Source organism: Streptomyces erythrochromogenes, from assembly GCF_040684695.1.
Taxonomy (GTDB): domain Bacteria; phylum Actinomycetota; class Actinomycetes; order Streptomycetales; family Streptomycetaceae; genus Streptomyces; species Streptomyces erythrochromogenes_C.
This window is the reverse complement of record NZ_JBFBGM010000012.1, coordinates 17,202-32,046: the sequence shown is the minus strand read 5'-3', so window position 1 is coordinate 32,046 and position 14,845 is coordinate 17,202. Positions and strand designations below refer to the sequence as shown.

General features: G+C 73.2%; 13 protein-coding genes. 8 read left to right on the top strand and 5 right to left on the bottom strand.

The genetic code is table 11. The annotated features are described in order from the left end of the window. Nucleotides 1-227: 227 nt before the first annotated feature. From AB0O53_RS19175 to AB0O53_RS19150, 6 genes are all read left to right on the top strand, one after another. The gene (locus AB0O53_RS19175; protein ID WP_403140047.1) at nucleotides 228-2,408 is read left to right on the top strand and encodes a putative bifunctional diguanylate cyclase/phosphodiesterase; all 2,181 of its coding nucleotides are present in this window, start codon (nucleotides 228-230) and stop codon (nucleotides 2,406-2,408) included. 243 nt (nucleotides 2,409-2,651) lie between these two features. Further along, complete coding sequence (gene gatC / locus AB0O53_RS19170; protein WP_030030671.1) at nucleotides 2,652-2,948, top strand: Asp-tRNA(Asn)/Glu-tRNA(Gln) amidotransferase subunit GatC; 297 nt, start codon at nucleotides 2,652-2,654, stop codon at nucleotides 2,946-2,948. Between the two features lie 5 nt (nucleotides 2,949-2,953). Next, the gene (gatA, locus tag AB0O53_RS19165) at nucleotides 2,954-4,447 is read left to right on the top strand and encodes an Asp-tRNA(Asn)/Glu-tRNA(Gln) amidotransferase subunit GatA (RefSeq protein ID WP_359124462.1); all 1,494 of its coding nucleotides are present in this window, start codon (nucleotides 2,954-2,956) and stop codon (nucleotides 4,445-4,447) included. Next, nucleotides 4,444-4,689, top strand: a complete 246-nt coding sequence (locus AB0O53_RS19160) for a hypothetical protein (protein ID WP_350987799.1) — start codon at nucleotides 4,444-4,446, stop codon at nucleotides 4,687-4,689. The genes gatA and AB0O53_RS19160 overlap by 4 nt, the downstream gene beginning before the upstream one ends. A 16-nt stretch (nucleotides 4,690-4,705) precedes the next feature. Continuing rightward, the gene (gene gatB, locus AB0O53_RS19155) at nucleotides 4,706-6,220 is read left to right on the top strand and encodes an Asp-tRNA(Asn)/Glu-tRNA(Gln) amidotransferase subunit GatB (RefSeq protein ID WP_365196921.1); all 1,515 of its coding nucleotides are present in this window, start codon (nucleotides 4,706-4,708) and stop codon (nucleotides 6,218-6,220) included. Nucleotides 6,221-6,336: 116 nt separating this feature from the next. Further along, entirely contained in the window at nucleotides 6,337-6,876 is a 540-nt protein-coding gene (locus tag AB0O53_RS19150) for a hypothetical protein (protein WP_350987797.1), read from the top strand. Here AB0O53_RS19150 and AB0O53_RS19145 read toward each other — a convergent pair. Beyond that, nucleotides 6,866-8,782 carry a protein kinase domain-containing protein gene (locus AB0O53_RS19145; protein ID WP_365196918.1) on the bottom strand — a complete coding sequence of 639 codons (1,917 nt, stop codon included), beginning with the start codon at nucleotides 8,780-8,782 and terminating at the stop codon, nucleotides 6,866-6,868. The two genes, AB0O53_RS19150 and AB0O53_RS19145, sit on opposite strands and share 11 nt — an antisense overlap. Before the next feature lie 168 nt (nucleotides 8,783-8,950). Here AB0O53_RS19145 and AB0O53_RS19140 point away from each other — a divergent pair, with 168 nt between their 5' ends. Further along, a complete protein-coding gene (locus AB0O53_RS19140) occupies nucleotides 8,951-9,784 on the top strand; it encodes an alpha/beta fold hydrolase (protein ID WP_365196915.1) in 834 nt (277 codons plus the stop codon). Here the strand turns inward: AB0O53_RS19140 and AB0O53_RS19135 are convergent. Beyond that, the gene (locus AB0O53_RS19135) at nucleotides 9,762-10,361 is read right to left on the bottom strand and encodes a GNAT family N-acetyltransferase (RefSeq protein ID WP_350987794.1); all 600 of its coding nucleotides are present in this window, start codon (nucleotides 10,359-10,361) and stop codon (nucleotides 9,762-9,764) included. The two genes, AB0O53_RS19140 and AB0O53_RS19135, sit on opposite strands and share 23 nt — an antisense overlap. Beyond that, a complete protein-coding gene (locus AB0O53_RS19130; protein ID WP_350988388.1) occupies nucleotides 10,358-12,475 on the bottom strand; it encodes a penicillin acylase family protein in 2,118 nt (705 codons plus the stop codon). The genes AB0O53_RS19135 and AB0O53_RS19130 overlap by 4 nt, the downstream gene beginning before the upstream one ends. 187 nt (nucleotides 12,476-12,662) lie before the next feature. On the opposite strand from AB0O53_RS19130, the gene AB0O53_RS19125 reads away from it, so the two are divergent. Continuing rightward, nucleotides 12,663-13,394, top strand: coding sequence for a siderophore-interacting protein (locus tag AB0O53_RS19125; RefSeq protein ID WP_350987793.1), 732 nt, complete (start codon nucleotides 12,663-12,665; stop codon nucleotides 13,392-13,394). A 23-nt stretch (nucleotides 13,395-13,417) separates the two neighbouring features. Here AB0O53_RS19125 and AB0O53_RS19120 read toward each other — a convergent pair whose 3' ends face one another. Next, complete coding sequence (locus AB0O53_RS19120) at nucleotides 13,418-13,924, bottom strand: DinB family protein (RefSeq protein ID WP_365196911.1); 507 nt, start codon at nucleotides 13,922-13,924, stop codon at nucleotides 13,418-13,420. Between the two features lie 78 nt (nucleotides 13,925-14,002). Beyond that, the gene (locus AB0O53_RS19115) at nucleotides 14,003-14,812 is read right to left on the bottom strand and encodes a GNAT family N-acetyltransferase (protein WP_350987791.1); all 810 of its coding nucleotides are present in this window, start codon (nucleotides 14,810-14,812) and stop codon (nucleotides 14,003-14,005) included. Between the last annotated feature and the right edge of the window lie 33 nt (nucleotides 14,813-14,845).

Below are 14,845 nucleotides of genomic sequence, written 5' to 3'. Positions count from 1 at the left end.
TGGGGGCCCCGGTCCAAACTCACCCGTTCGGCGGATACCGTACTGATGAGGATGGCTGGGTCGCATTCGGGCAACCACTGCCGACCGCTGCCCCTGGGAGCCTCCCGCGTCCTACTGTTGAGGGGTGCGCCTGTCGTGCACGGCTGCGGGATGCGATTCCGGCCGTGGTGGCACGGCATCGGGGCCATCGCGTGACATCGGCATCGCCGGCTGTGAGAGGTACGGGCATGAAACCCACCGAAAGCGCCGACCCGTCACCTGAATTCGGCGGGGACATCCCGTCCATGCGGGCGGGCAGGCTCGGCGTCCTGCGCGCCAGGGCGCCGGAGGCCCGACCGGTCGACACCGGTGAGGGCGGGCAGGGCCGGCGCGGCATGCTGCCCTTCCTCGTCGTGGGTCTCGCGGTCGTGGTGCTCACCACCGGTGTCGTGTCGGCCCTGAGCGGCCGTCATGCGCTGTTCCCCGGGGGGCCGGTCGGCTGGGCGCTGGCCCTCCTCACCGGCATCATCGTCGGCCACCTCGTCGCCCTCGGCCGGGACCGCTGGTGGGGCGGCACCGGATCGGGCGCCGCACTCACCCTCGGCGTGCTCATCCTCTACGGCTGGGTGCCCGCCGGGCTCGTCTCACTGGCGGTGGTCTCCCTGGTCGGGGCCGCCCGCCGGCACCGCTGGCGCCAGGGCCTGCTGCACGGCTCCGTCGACATCCTCGGGATCGGGGCCGGCGCCCTCGTGCTCGCCGCCTTCGGCGAGACGCCCACCGTCGAAACCCCCTGGCCGCCCGCCACCTGGGGGCTGGACGCCGTACCCGAGATCGTCCTCGTCGCCGTCGCCTACCTGCTCTCCACCCGGCTCCTGCTGTGGATCGCGCTGGCCCCGCGCGGCGGCGGGCTGCCCACCGTCGCCCGGACCGCCCTGCTCCGCCAGGCCTTAGTGGCGGTCGCGCTGCTCGGCATCGCACCCCTGATCTGCGTGGTGGCGGTCACCCAGCCGGTCCTGCTGCCGCTGTTCGCCGTACCGCTGATCGCGCTGGACTCCACCCTGTGGATCGCCCGGGCGCGCGCCGAGGAGCAGCTGCGGGACCCGCTGACCGGGCTGCCCAACCGGCAGTGGCTGCTGGAGCGGGCCTGGTCCGCCCTCGACGAGGCTGAACGTTTGGGCACCCGCGCCGCCCTCGTGCTGATCGACCTGGACCGCTTCCGGGCGGTCAACGACACCCTGGGCCATCTCGCGGGCGACCGGCTCCTCCTCCAGATCGCCGACCGGCTGCGCCAGGCCCTGCCCGAGGAGGCCGAGGCCGCGCGCCTGGGCGGTGACGAGTTCGCCGTCCTGCTCCCCGTCGCCGACTCCACCACCAGCGCCCAGCGCATCGCCCGCCACCTCGTCGCGGAGCTCAGCTCCCCGCTCGACCTGGACGGCCTCACGCTCGTCCTGGAGGCCAGCGCCGGCCTCGCCGTCTTCCCCGACCACGCGCTGGACGCGGAGGGGCTGCTGCGGCGCGCCGACGTGGCGATGTACCAGGCCAAGCGGGACCGCACGGGCGTGGAGGTGTACGAGTCCAAGCGCGACAGCAACACCCCCGACCGCCTCGGTCTCCTCGGCGACCTCCGCAGGGCCCTCGACGCCGGTGAAGTGGAACTCCACTACCAGCCCAAGGTCCGCTTCGACGGCCAGGTCGCCGGGTTGGAGGCACTGGTGCGGTGGGTCCACCCGGAACGCGGCCGGGTCCCCCCGGACGAGTTCATCGCGATCGCCGAGACCTCCGGGCTGATGCCCCACCTGACGGAGTACGTGCTGGAGACCGCCCTGGCCCAGGTGGCCCGCTGGCGGGCGCAGGGCCTCAAGGTCCCGGTCGCCGTCAACGTCTCACCGCGCGACGTCCACACGCCCGGATTCGCCGGTGCGGTGGCCGCGCGGCTGGCCCGCCACGGCGTCCCGGCCAGCGGCCTGCAGCTGGAGATAACGGAACACGTCCTGCTGGAGGACCCCCAGCGGGCGGCGGACACCATGGCCGGCCTCACCGGGCACGGCGTGAAGATGTCCCTGGACGACTTCGGCACGGGCTACTCCTCCCTCGTCCACCTGCGCCGCCTGCCGGTCAGCGAGCTGAAGATCGACCGCTCGTTCGTGGGCCGGCTCGCCGTCGACACGCAGGACGCCGAGATCGTCCGCTGCACCGTGGACCTCGCGCACTCCCTCGGCCTGCTCGTCGTCGCGGAGGGCGTCGAGGACGACGAGACCTGGGAGCGGCTGCGGGACCTGGGCTGCGACGCCGTACAGGGGTGGCTGGTGGCCGCCGCGATGCCGCCGCAGGAGGCCACCGCCTGGCTGCTGGCCCGCGGCGAGCGCGGCTGGCGCCGCCCGGCGGACATCACGGCCGAACTGGCCGCCGCGGAGGCCGACGCGGTCTGACCGCCGCCGGCCCGGCCGGGCGCGGCGCCGCTGCCGGGGCTCCGCCCCGGCTCCCGCGCCTCAAACGCCGGCGAGGCCCGGATTCGGCTGATCCCGCCCGTCGGGTGGCTGAGGCGCGGGTCCGGGCGGCGCCCGGGACGCTCCGCGCGGCGGCCCGGGCCAAACCGTTTCGCAGGCCGGGCACCGGGCCCCATAGGATTGAGCCCGAAACTACACATCCACCCACCCCCAGAGGATCGCTGCATGCCTGGCATTACGCGCGAGGAGGTCGTCCACCTCGCACGGCTGGCGCGCCTTGAGCTGTCCAGCAACGAGCTGGATCACTTCGCCGGACAGCTCGACGACATCATCGGCGCGGTCGCCCGCGTCTCCGAGGTCGCCGACCAAGACGTCCCGCCGACCTCCCACCCGCTGCCGCTGACCAACGTCATGCGCGCGGACGAGGTCCGTCCGTCGCTCACCCCCGAGCAGGCGCTCTCCGGTGCTCCCGCCCAGGAGCAGCAGCGTTTCAAGGTGCCGCAGATCCTGGGGGAGGACTAACAGCCATGGTCGACATCATCAAGCTCACGGCCGCCGAGACCGCCGAGAAGATCGCCTCCGGCGAGCTCACGGCCGTCGAGGTGACCGAGGCCCACCTGGCCCGCATCGACGCCACCGACGAGAAGGTCCACGCCTTCCTGCACGTGGACCGCGACGGCGCGCTCGCCCAGGCCCGCGCCGTCGACGCCAAGCGCGCGGCCGGCGAGAAGCTCGGCCCGCTGGCCGGCGTGCCCCTCGCCCTCAAGGACATCTTCACCACCGTCGGGGTCCCGACCACCGTCGGTTCGAAGATCCTCGAAGGCTGGATCCCGCCCTACGACGCCACCCTGACGCGCAAGCTGAAGGAAGCCGACGTCGTCATCCTCGGCAAGACCAACATGGACGAGTTCGCCATGGGGTCCTCCACCGAGAACAGCGCCTACGGCCCCACCGGCAACCCCTGGGACCTCACCCGGATCCCCGGCGGCTCCGGCGGCGGTTCCGCGGCGGCCCTCGCCGCCTTCCAGGCCCCGCTCGCCATCGGCACGGACACCGGCGGCTCCATCCGCCAGCCCGCCGCCGTCACCGGCACGGTCGGCGTGAAGCCCACGTACGGCGGCGTCTCGCGCTACGGCATGGTCGCCTTCTCCTCCTCCCTCGACCAGGGCGGTCCCTGCGCCCGTACGGTCCTGGACGCGGCCCTGCTGCACGAGGTGATCGCCGGGCACGACCCGCTCGACTCCACCTCCATCGACGCCCCGGTCCCGCCGGTCGTCGAGGCCGCCCGCAACGGCTCGGTCGCCGGCATGCGCGTCGGTGTCGTCAAGCAGTTCGCCGGCGAGGGCTACCAGGCCGGCGTCGTCCAGCGCTTCAACGAGTCGGTGGAGCTCCTCAAGGAGCTCGGCGCCGAGATCGTCGAGCTGGACTGCCCGTCCTTCGACCTCGCGATGGCCGCGTACTACCTGATCGCGCCGTCCGAGTGCTCCTCGAACCTGGCCCGCTTCGACGCCATGCGCTACGGCCTGCGCGTCGGCGACGACGGCACGAAGTCCGCCGAGGACGTCACGGCCCTCACCCGCGAAGCCGGCTTCGGCGACGAGGTCAAGCGCCGCATCATCCTCGGTACGTACGCGCTCAGCTCCGGCTACTACGACGCGTACTACGGCTCCGCCCAGAAGGTCCGCACCCTGATCTCGAAGGACTTCGAGAAGTCCTTCGAGAAGGTCGACGTGATCGTCTCCCCGACGACCCCGACCACCGCCTTCGCCATCGGCGAGCGCACCGACGACCCCCTCGCCATGTACCTCGCGGACCTGTGCACCATCCCGACCAACCTGGCCGGCAACTCCGCCATGTCGCTGCCCTGCGGCCTGGCGCCGGAGGACGGCCTCCCGGTCGGGCTCCAGATCATCGCCCCGGCGATGAAGGACGACCGGCTCTACAAGGTCGGTGCCGCCGTGGAGGCGGCCTTCGTCGCACGCTGGGGTCACCCGCTGCTTGAGGAGGCACCGTCCCTGTGAGCACCAGTGCACTGACCAAGGCCAAGGGCTTCAAGAAGTCCAAGACCGGCACCTACCTGTCGATCGGCACCACCGCCTTCGGCGCGATCAGCGTGTTCAAGCAGGTCAAGAAGGCCCGCAGCGAGCACGACGTGCTGAAGCTGGTCGACGCCGCCGTGTCCGCCGCCGCCATCGTCACCGGCCTCGCGATCCTGTACCGCGAACTCAAGCGCCTGGGCGACGACGACGTCCTGCTGGGCTGAGAGGGAAAGTTTCACCGTGACCACCTTCACCGAACTGCTGTCGTACGAGGACGCCCTGGCGTCGTACGACCCCGTCATGGGCCTCGAGGTCCATGTCGAGCTCGGCACCAGGACCAAGATGTTCTGCGGCTGCTCGACCGAGCTGGGCGCCGAGCCCAACTCGCAGACGTGCCCGACCTGCCTCGGCCTGCCCGGATCCCTCCCGGTCGTCAACGCGATCGGCGTCGAGTCCGCCATCAAGATCGGTCTCGCGCTGAACTGCGAGATCGCCGAGTGGTGCCGCTTCGCCCGGAAGAACTACTTCTATCCGGACATGCCGAAGAACTTCCAGACCTCCCAGTACGACGAGCCCATCGCCTTCAACGGCTACCTGGACGTCCAGCTGGAGGACGGCGAGATCTTCCGCGTGGAGATCGAGCGCGCCCACATGGAGGAGGACACCGGCAAGTCGCTGCACGTCGGCGGCGCCACCGGCCGTATCCACGGCGCGTCCCACTCCCTGCTGGACTACAACCGCGCCGGCATCCCGCTCATCGAGATCGTCACCAAGCCCATCGAGGGCGTGGGCGAGCGGGCCCCCGAGGTCGCCAAGGCGTACGTCGCCGAGCTGCGCGAGGTCATCAAGGCGCTCGGCGTCTCCGAGGCCCGCATGGACAAGGGCCAGATGCGCTGCGACGTGAACCTGTCGCTGCGCCCCACCCCCGAGTCCGAGTTCGGCACCCGGTCGGAGACCAAGAACGTCAACTCCCTGCGCTCCGTCGAGCGCGCGGCCCGCTTCGAGATCCAGCGCCACGCGGCGGTCCTCTCGTCGGGCGGCTCGATCGTGCAGGAGACCCGGCACTTCCACGAGGAGGACGGCTCCACCACGGCCGGCCGCATCAAGGACAACGCCGAGGACTACCGGTACTTCCCGGAGCCCGACCTGGTGCCCGTGGCGCCCGCCCGTGAGTGGGTCGAGGAGCTGCGCGGCGGTCTGCCCGAGATGCCGCGCGTGCGCCGCAACCGCCTCCGCGAGGAGTGGGGCGTCAGCGAGCACGACATGCAGTCGATCCTCAACGCGGGCGCGGTGGACTCCATCGTCGCCACCATCGAGGAGGGCGCCGACTCGGCCGCCGCCCGCAAGTGGTGGATGGGCGAGCTGGCCCGCAACGCCAACGAGCAGGGCGTCGTCGTCGACGAGCTGCCGATCACCCCGGCGCAGGTGGCCCGGGTCGCGGCCCTGGTCGCGGCCGGCGACCTGAACGACAAGCTGGCCCGTCAGGTCATCGAGGGCGTCCTCGCCGGCGAGGGCACCCCCGACGAGGTCGTCGAGAAGCGCGGCCTGAAGGTCGTCTCGGACGAGGGCGCGCTCGGCGCGGCCGTCGACGAGGCCATCGCGGGCAACGCGGCCATCGCCGACAAGATCCGCGGCGGCAAGATCGCCGCGGTCGGCGCCCTGGTCGGCGCGGTCATGAAGACCACCCGCGGCCAGGCCGACGCGGCGCGCGTCAAGGAGCTCATCCTGGAGCGCCTGGGCGTCTCCGAGGGCTGATCCCTTCGGCCCCGACGGCCCGAACTCCCCGAGGCCCCGCACCCGTTGGTGCGGGGCCTCGGTCGTCTCCTGCACACTGGACGGTCAAGGCAGTCGCGGAACAGGGGGAGTTGCGGGTGGAGATCGGGGCGATGGTCATCGCGGCCGTGGGTGTGGTGGGCACCCTGGGCGGGGCGCTGCTGACCCAGCGGGGCGCGGAGCGGGCGAAGCGCCGGGAGATGGAACTCCTGCGCGGCCACGAGGAGGTCCGTGACTACCTGACGCTGCGGCGGACCTGCTACGCGGACCTCAACCGCGACGCCCGGCAGTTCACCACCGCCCTCAACCGGCACCTGCACGTCATGCGGGAGCGTGAGGTCGAGGACGCGGACCGGGAGGCGCTCGACGAGGCGAAGGACGCCCAGCGCGACCGCTACTCCGAGGTGCAGATGGTCGCCCCGGACGCCGTGCTCGTGCCTGTGAGCGCCGTCAACCACGCCCTGAGCCGGGTGTACGGCCAGGTCAGACGCCTGGAGCGGGGCGCCCCCGAGGAGGGCGAGACGATGGCGGGCGTCTCGGCGGCCCAGCAGGAGATCTGGCTCCTGCTCCGCGAAATGCGGGCGGCCATGCGGGCCGACCTCGGGGTGTCGGACGGGACCGGCTCCGTCAGCGCTTGAGGACGGGGGCCGCCAGGACGGCGTTGCCGCGGCCTTTGCAGCCCTCCTCCACCTTGATGCGCAGCCGCAGGGCGCCCTTGATGTCCAGGGACTTGGTGACGGGCTTGCCCAGGTGGACCAGTTCGGAGAAGACCGCGGGCTTGTCGTCCACCGAGATGGTCAGCCGTGCCTGCTCCACCGTCGAGCCGTCGTCGATGCCCGCGGTGAACTCCAGTGTGGACCAGGCCCTGTTGACGTCGTACTCGATCGCCGCGCCGTAGTAGCAGCTGCCGAGCAGCGCCGCCCCGTACTCCGTGGTGTTCAGCTTCGCCGAGCCGACCTCGAAGTTGTCGACGCCGCCCACCCAGGACAGCACGGTCAGGTCGGCGACATTGCTGTCCTTGACCTCCCCCGGGGCGTGGGGGCCGGCGGAGCCCTCCGGGGTCGGGGAGGCCCCGGAGCCGGAAGCGTCCGCCGAAGGGTCCGCCGACGGGCTCGAAGAAGCCGAGGGGGCGGTCGCCGGCGCCTGCGGCGCGCTCGCCCCGCCGGGCTTCCCGCTCGCCGCGGTGTCCCCCTCGTCCTTGTCGCCGAGGAGCTTCACACCGAGGACCGCGCCCGCCGCGAGTACGAGCACGGCGAGCGCCGAGCCGAGGACCAGGCCGGTCCGCCGCTTCTTCTTCGGGGCGGCGGGCTGCGCGGGCGGCGCCGGGGACAGGTCGTACGCGGGCCCGTACCCTTCCGGCACCGAGGGCGCCGGCTGCGGTGCCGGTGCCGGTGCCGGTGCCTGTGCGGGTTCGGTCGCGGGTTGCCCCGGCGCGGGCTCGGTCGCGGGCGGTGCGGGCCGCACCGGATCCGGCGCGGTCGGCGGCGCCGTGGGCGGGTGCGCGGCGGCGGCCCCGGCGGGCGCGGTCGGACTGTACGCGGGCGGGGGCGGCGCCGCGGCCGCGGCCGCCGGGGGAACCGTGGGCGGCGGGGGTGCGGCCGGCCTCGGCGGGGAGTCCTGCGGGGCGGCCCGCTGCGAGGTGGTGGACGTGGTCGTGGACACCACGGCGCGGCGTACGTCCTTCATCCATCCGGCCAGGTTCACCGGCCGCCGGGCGGGCTCCTCCGCGTAGAGGGCCGTGATCCGGGCCCGCTGCTCGGCGTCCAGCACCGCGATCTGCGGCAGTTCGGCCATCGCCCGGGCCAGCTGCTGCGGAGAGGCGGGCGGCGACTCCCCGCTGAGCAGGAAGTACGCGATCGCCCCGAAGGCGTACCGGTCGGTGCCCGGTGTCCGCTTGCCCTCGAACACCTCGGGGGCCGCGTAGCCCGGGGTGAACCAGACCTCGGCCGTCTGGTGGTCGGCGGTCAGCTTGCTGAGGCCGAAGTCCACCAGCGTGGCCTGCCCGTGCGCGTCGACCATGACGTTGCCGGGGGAGAGGTCGCCGTGGACGACCTGGCGCCCCGAAGGCGTGGCCTTCCCCGAGTGCAGCCAGTCCAGTACCTCGGCCAGCTGCTCCAGGGTCCGCATGACCTCGCGCCGCTCGGCCGCGGTGGCGAGCGTCCGTTCGGCGCGCCAGTCCCGCAGGTCGAGCCCGTCGATGTGGTTCATGACGAGGACGAGCGCCCGCCCGGTGAGGGTGGAGGACTCGCCGGGGCGGTGGATCGGCGGGCCCTCGAAGTGCTCCCGCACCCCCACGACACCGGGCCGGTGGACGAATCTCAGCAGTTCCGCCTGCTCGTTCCACTTCTGGCTGATGCGGTCGAAGACCTCGGGCGTGATGGTGGTCTTGGAGTCGAGCACCTTGACGACGACGGGCTCCGACCCGCCGGCGAGCTCGATCTCCGCGAGGTACAGCACGGCCTCCCCGCCGCGCCCGATCGATCTGAGCAGGCGATAGCGGTCCGCTGCCGCGTCGGGCCCGATGTGCAGATTCTGGCTGGTCAATTTCCCCCCAGCTGCCCTGTGTTGAGTGGGGGTCAGTCTGGCGTGGCCGGAATCGGTACGGCAATCGAAACCGGAGATCTGTACCCGCCTCCTCTTTCTGTAGCGATCGCTAAGTAAATCGGGTACGGTCTCTTCTGTAGCGATCATTAGGGAAATTGGGGTACCTCCGTGTCCGTCACCACCGAAGCCGACGCCCGCACCGCCCGCAGCACCGGCGCCGCTGCCGCGTACGCCCGTACCGTCCGCCGGGAGAGCGGAGGCTCCGGCCTGCTGCTCGCCCACGGCGGAGGCGGCTCCGTCGAATCCAACTTCGGCACGGTCCTCGACGAGCTGGCCGCCCGCTTCAGCGTCGTCGGGGCCGACTACCCCGGGGCCGGGGCCACCCCGCGGGCCGAGGAGCCGCTCCGGCTCGACGACCTGGCCGACCAACTGGTGGCCGCCGCCGATGCCGAGGGGCTGCGGCGCTTCGCCGTGCTCGGCTACTCACTCGGCGGGAACGTCGCCGTCCGGATCGCCACGCGGTATCCCGAGAGGGTCACCGCACTCGTGCTCACCGCCACCTTCGCCCGCGCCGACAACCGGCTCGAACTGGCCGGCGGCCTCTGGAAGGCCCTCGCCGACCGAGACGAGCCGGAGCTGGCCGCCTCGCTGCTGGTGCCGCTCGCGCTCAATCCCGCGGTCCTCGACGCCCTCTCGCCGCAGGAGGTCCGGCAGCTGTTGCGGGACACCGCGCTTTCGCTGGCGCCGGGGCAGGCGGACCACGTCGCCCTGCTCCACGGGGCGGACCTGCGGGCCGAGATCGCGGCGCTCGACGTACCGGCCCTCGTGGTCGCGACCACGCAGGACCTCCTCGTGCCGGTCGGCCTCCAGCGGGAACTCGCGCACACCCTGCCGGGCGCCCGGTTCGCGGAACTGCCCACCGGGCACCTTCCGTTCGCCGAGCGCCCGGCCGAATGGGCGGCGCTGGTCACCGACTTCCTCAGCGGCCCTGCGGTGCGCTGAGGAACGCGAGGCGGGCCGGCTTGGCCGGGAGGTAGACCTCGGGCAGGTCGATCTCCGGGAGCACGACCTCGGGGCCGAGCACGAAACCGGTGCGCTCCAGCCGCGCGATGGCCTTGGTGTTGCGGGAGTCCGGCTCGGCGACCACGCGCCGGGTGGCCGGGTCGGAGAACACGAAGGAGAAGAAGGCGTCCATCAGGCTCGCGCTGAAGCCGGGCTGCGGGTCGCCCTCGCCCGGACTAATCAGCAGGTGGACGCCGACGTCACCGGGCAGCGCGTCGTAGCACTCGCTGACCCGGTCCTCGGCGCACTCGTACGTCTGGAACAGCGCGACCGGTACGCCGTCGCGGGCCACGATGAAGGCGTGGTGGGTGGTGCGGCGGTCGACGTCCTCGTAGATCTCCTGCACCAGCTCGCGACTGGCCTCGCCCATGCCCCAGAAGCGGGCCCGCTCCTGCGTCACCCAGCCGTGGATCAGGCCGGAGTCGGCGGCCGGGTCGACCGGGGTGATGGTGACGGTGCCGAAGCCCTCGACGAGGTGCGTGTAGACGGGCTGCCGGGCGGAGACGGCGGAGGTCATTTCGATTCCTTGGTGAGCCGGGTCCAGTCGGTGACGACGGGGACGAGTTCGCAGCGCGCCCACAGGGGGAGCTGGTCGCGGTGGTGGGGGGTTCCGGTGACGCCGTCCGCGCCCAGCGGGACCGCCCAGAGGCTGTCCTCGCGACGGGCCAGGTCCCAGACGTAACGGGCGGCCGACGCGCGGGCGGTGAGGTCGGTGAAGCCGGGTACCGAGGAGGTGGCGTTCACGCAGTCGTGGTCGCCGCCGAGGCCGGGCCACTCGGGGGCGTCCGGGTCGGGGACCGCCTGCCAGGGGGTCAGCCGGTGGACCTGCGACCACGGGGTGTCGGGGGCGCTCGCCGCGGCCGTCTCCTCCAGGGCGGCGCGGACGTGCGCCGCACGGTCCAGCTCCGGCACGAGGGACGTGGTGAGCAGGCCCTCGAGTGCGTAACCGATCTTGGGGACCAGGTACAGCCACGGGTGGAACACCGCGGGTCCGGCCGGTGCCCCGGCCAGGTCCGCGAAGACGGGGTCGGCGGCGAGGCGCCGCACGGTCGCGGTCCGGAAGGCCGAGAAGGCGGTGGCGTCGGTGCTGTCGGCCTCCATGCGCCGGTCCCAGGCCAGCAGTCGGGTGCGCAGTTCCCGCGCGGCCGGTGTCAGCTCCTCGAAGCCGGGGAGCAGGGCGAGCAGGGGCTCGGCCGAGGCCAGGTAGGTGTCCCGGTGTACGTCGGCCATCGCCTTCGGGGACCAGTCCGCGGAGCCGCTGAGCAGCTCGCGGATGCGGTCGGCGCGGTGCGGCGGCGCGAACTCCACGCCGAGCGGGGAGGCGATGCCGCGCGCGTTCGCCATGACGGCGAAGCCCTGGACGGGCTCGGCGGGGGTCGGCGCCCAGCCCTGCCAGGCGTGCTCCGGCTCCCACGCGGGCACGGGACGCAGCCGGTTGGCGCCGTGGCGCAGCGGCACGGCACCCGCGACGCGGTGCAGCAGGCCGCCCTCGGTGTCGGCGGCGTGGACGACGTTGACCGGCTCGGCCCAGCCGTCGAGGGCGCGGTCGATGTCGGCCACGGTGCGGGCGCGCAGCAGGGCGGGGAGGGCGGCGAAGCCGAGGTCGCGGCGGACGCGGGGCGGGTAGCGCAGGGAGAGGGTCTGGGTGCTGCCGTCGGCGAGGCTCCCGGAGTCGGTGCCGGTGCCGGCCCCGGTGTCGGCCCCGGTGTCGGTGTCGGCACCGCTGTGGGCGTCGAGGTCGCCGTCCGCGCGGACGATCACCGGGCCGCGGGCGGTCTCCAGGACCTCCACCTCGACGTCGTCGCCGCCCGCCACGGTGATGGTCTCCGTGTGGCGCGCGACGGGCTCCCAGACCCCGTCCGGACCGAGCGCCTCGACGGCGCCGTCGTCGCCCCGGCGCAGCCGCTCGACGTACAGGTCCTGGTAGTCGGACATCGCGTTGGTGATGGCCCAGGCGGCGGATCCGGTGTGCCCGAAGTGGGCGAGGCCGGGGACGCCGGGGACGGCCAGGCCCAGGACGTCGTAGTCCGGGCAGGCCAGCCGGATCTGCTGGTAGACGCCCGGGTCCTCGATGAAGCGGTGCGGGTCGCCCGCGATGATCGCCGCACCGGTGGTGGTGCGCTCGCCCGGCACCATCCAGCCGTTGCTGCCGGCGATGCGGGGGCCGTCGGTGGCGAAGAGGGTGAGCGTCTCGTCGCCGAGGGCGCGGGCCACGCGCTCGCGCCACAGCTTGGTCGGGAACCCGGCGAACAGGATGTGCGTGGCGACCCAGATCGCCAGCGGCACCCACGGCTCCCAGGGGGAGGGGGCGAGACCGGTGCGGGCGAAGCGCTCGTCGCGTGCGGCGCCCGCGGCCAGGCCCTCGTTGACTCCGTCCACGTACGCGCGCACCCAGGCGGCGGTCGCGGGGTCGTCGGCCTCCATGGCCTCGTAGCAGAGGCGGGCGGTGTCGGCGAGGCGGCTCTGGCGGGCGAAGCGGTCCCAGACGACGGAGTCGGCGCCCAGGAAGGAAGCGCTGGAGCCCTCGGCGCGGTGGCGTTCGACCTCCAGCTGCCAGGCGCGGTCGAAGGCGGTGACGCGGCCCTGGGCGCGGGCGAGCCCGAGTTCGTCCGATGCGCGCAGGTGGGGGATGCCCCAGGGGTCGCGGAAGACGCCGTAGGATTCCGGGGTCTGCCCGTGGGGCTCGTCGTCCCGGGCACCCGTGCAGGACTCCGGGTCGCTCTCGCTGCTCACACTGCTCACGCTGCTCACACTCTTCCCCGACGTGCATTTAGGTTAGGCTGACCTAACTATAAAGGTGTCAGGGGAGGGGTCGGACATGGCGGTCGGCAAGGGTTGGGAGGGCGTGGTCCTCAAGCTCCTGCGGGGCAAGGACTTCACGTTCACGGTGACCGGGGCGGAAGACGTCACCGAGCACTACCGCCGGGTGTACTTCACCGACGGCGGACTGCTGGCCGCGGCCGGCGCATCGCTGCACCCGACGATGTGGGTGCGGGTCTGGTTCCAGAACGCGGACAAGCCGCACCAGCGGGCGTACACCCTCGTCGACCCCGATCCCGAAGCCGGCACCTTCTGCTTCGAGTTCGCCCTCCACGACGGCGTCGCCAGCGCCTGGGCGCGGGGCGCCCGGCCGGGCGACACCATCGAGGCCACCGTCCAGGGCACCGGATTCACCGCCCCGGCGCCGGAGCCGGAACGCCTGCTGGTCATCGGTGACCCCGCGTCCCTCCCGGCGATCAACTCGCTGCTGGACTCCTTCCCCGAGCTGCCCGCGACCATCTGGTTCGAGACCCAGCACGGCTCCGACACGGAGCTGCCGGTACGCCTGGACGCGGACCGCCACGACCTCCGCCGGGTCCCGCGCGACGGTACGGCGCTGGCCGACCGGGTCCGGGCCGAGCTGCCGGAGCTGCTCGGGGACCCGGGGGCCGCCTACGTCTGGCTGGCCTGCGACACGGCCACGACCCGCACCCTGACGGCCTACCTGCGCAAGGACCTCGGCCTGCCCAAGCAGCGGGTGAACGGCCTCGGCTACTGGCGGGCCGCCTAGGGGCACGGCCCCGGGCTCGCGGCCTAGGCCCCGGTCGCGCCGTCGAGCGCCTCGCGCAGGAAGTCGGCGTGGCCGTTGTGGCGCGCGTACTCGTGGATGAGGTGCAGCATCACCAGGCGCAGCGAGGCCTCCTCCTCCCAGCGCGGCACGAACGCCGTCACCTCCAGGGACTCCGCCGCCGCCTCGATGCGGCGGCCGTGCTCCACCTCCTGCTGCCAGGCGGTGAACGCCTCGGCGCGGCTGGAGTGGGAGGCGTCGTAGGCGGCCTGGAAGTCGTGGCTGTCCGACCACAGGTGCGGGAGCTCCTCGCCGCCGACGACACGGCGGAACCAGTGCCGCTCCACCTCGGCCATGTGCCGGACGAGGCCCAGCAGGGACAGGGTGGACGGCGGCATCGAGGCGCTGCGCAGCTGCTCGTCGGTGAGGCCCTCGCACTTCAGGGCGAGGGTGGCCCGGTGGTAGTCGAGGTAGGCCCGGAGGGTTTCTCGTTCGTCCCCGGTCAGGGGCGGGCTGATGCGTTCCATGGTCACGATCCTGCCCCCCGCTCCCCGCGCCGCGGAACCCCTGCCCTCCGCCCGGCTCGCCCGGCCCGGCCGGGCCGCGAGGTCTCAGTCCGTGTCCGGGCCGGGGCGCGTCCAGATGTACGGCACCGTCACGCCCATCACCCCGAAGCCCAGCCGCTCCAGGATCGGGCGGCTGTCGTCGGAGGCGTCCACCTGCAGGTACGGGATGCCGAGCTCCGCCGCCAGGCGCGCGCGGTGCGCGACGAGCAGGCGGTAGATGCCCCGGCCGCGCCACTGCGGGACCGTTCCGCCACCCCACAGGCCCGCGAAGGCCGTACCCGGCCGCATCTCCATCCGGGCCGCGCTGACCGGGGTCTCGCCCGCCATCGCGACCACCGCGGCGATGGTCTCCGGCTCGTCGCGCAGTCGGCTCAGCAGCGCCTCCCGGATCCGGGGCCGCTCCGTGCCGAAGGCCCCCGCGTGGACCCGCATCATCAGGTCGACGCCGGCCTCGTCCGTCACCACCCGCAGGGTGATCCCCTCCGGCGGTTCCACCGGCAGCCGGGCGAGCTCGGCCGCCCGGCCCACCATCAGCGTCTCCGGCGGCTCCGGGACGAAGCCCGCGGCCCGCAGCCGGGCTCCGAGGTCCGACGGCCGGTCGTGCTCGTACAGCTTCCACTCGAAGTCCGGGCAGCCGCGCTCCGCGAAGAACGCCACCTGCGCCGCGATCTGCGCGTCCGCCGTGTCCTCGTCGAGGTCCGACCAGAGGACGCCGTTCCACCCGAGGCCGGGCACGCTCTGCCGGACGACCCCGCCCACCCGCTCCACGAGGGCGTCCCCGCCGTCCGGTTGGGCATCCTCGCGCACCTCGGCGTCGTACCGGGCGCGTACCTTCAGCAGCTCTTCAAGATCCATCGTCATCCGCCCAGCTCACCAGTGTCCGGCGGG

Bases quoted from the DNA above. Each gene is read 5' to 3' on its own strand.
- AB0O53_RS19125 (WP_350987793.1), top strand. From the start codon at position 12,663: ATGGCGGTCGGCAAGGGTTGGGAGGGCGTGGTCCTCAAGCTCCTGCGG.
- gatC (WP_030030671.1), top strand. From the start codon at position 2,652: ATGCCTGGCATTACGCGCGAGGAGGTCGTCCACCTCGCACGGCTGGCG.
- AB0O53_RS19175 (WP_403140047.1), top strand. From the start codon at position 228: ATGAAACCCACCGAAAGCGCCGACCCGTCACCTGAATTCGGCGGGGAC.
- AB0O53_RS19135 (WP_350987794.1), bottom strand. From the start codon at position 10,361: ATGACCTCCGCCGTCTCCGCCCGGCAGCCCGTCTACACGCACCTCGTC.
- AB0O53_RS19115 (WP_350987791.1), bottom strand. From the start codon at position 14,812: ATGGATCTTGAAGAGCTGCTGAAGGTACGCGCCCGGTACGACGCCGAG.
- gatA (WP_359124462.1), top strand. From the start codon at position 2,954: ATGGTCGACATCATCAAGCTCACGGCCGCCGAGACCGCCGAGAAGATC.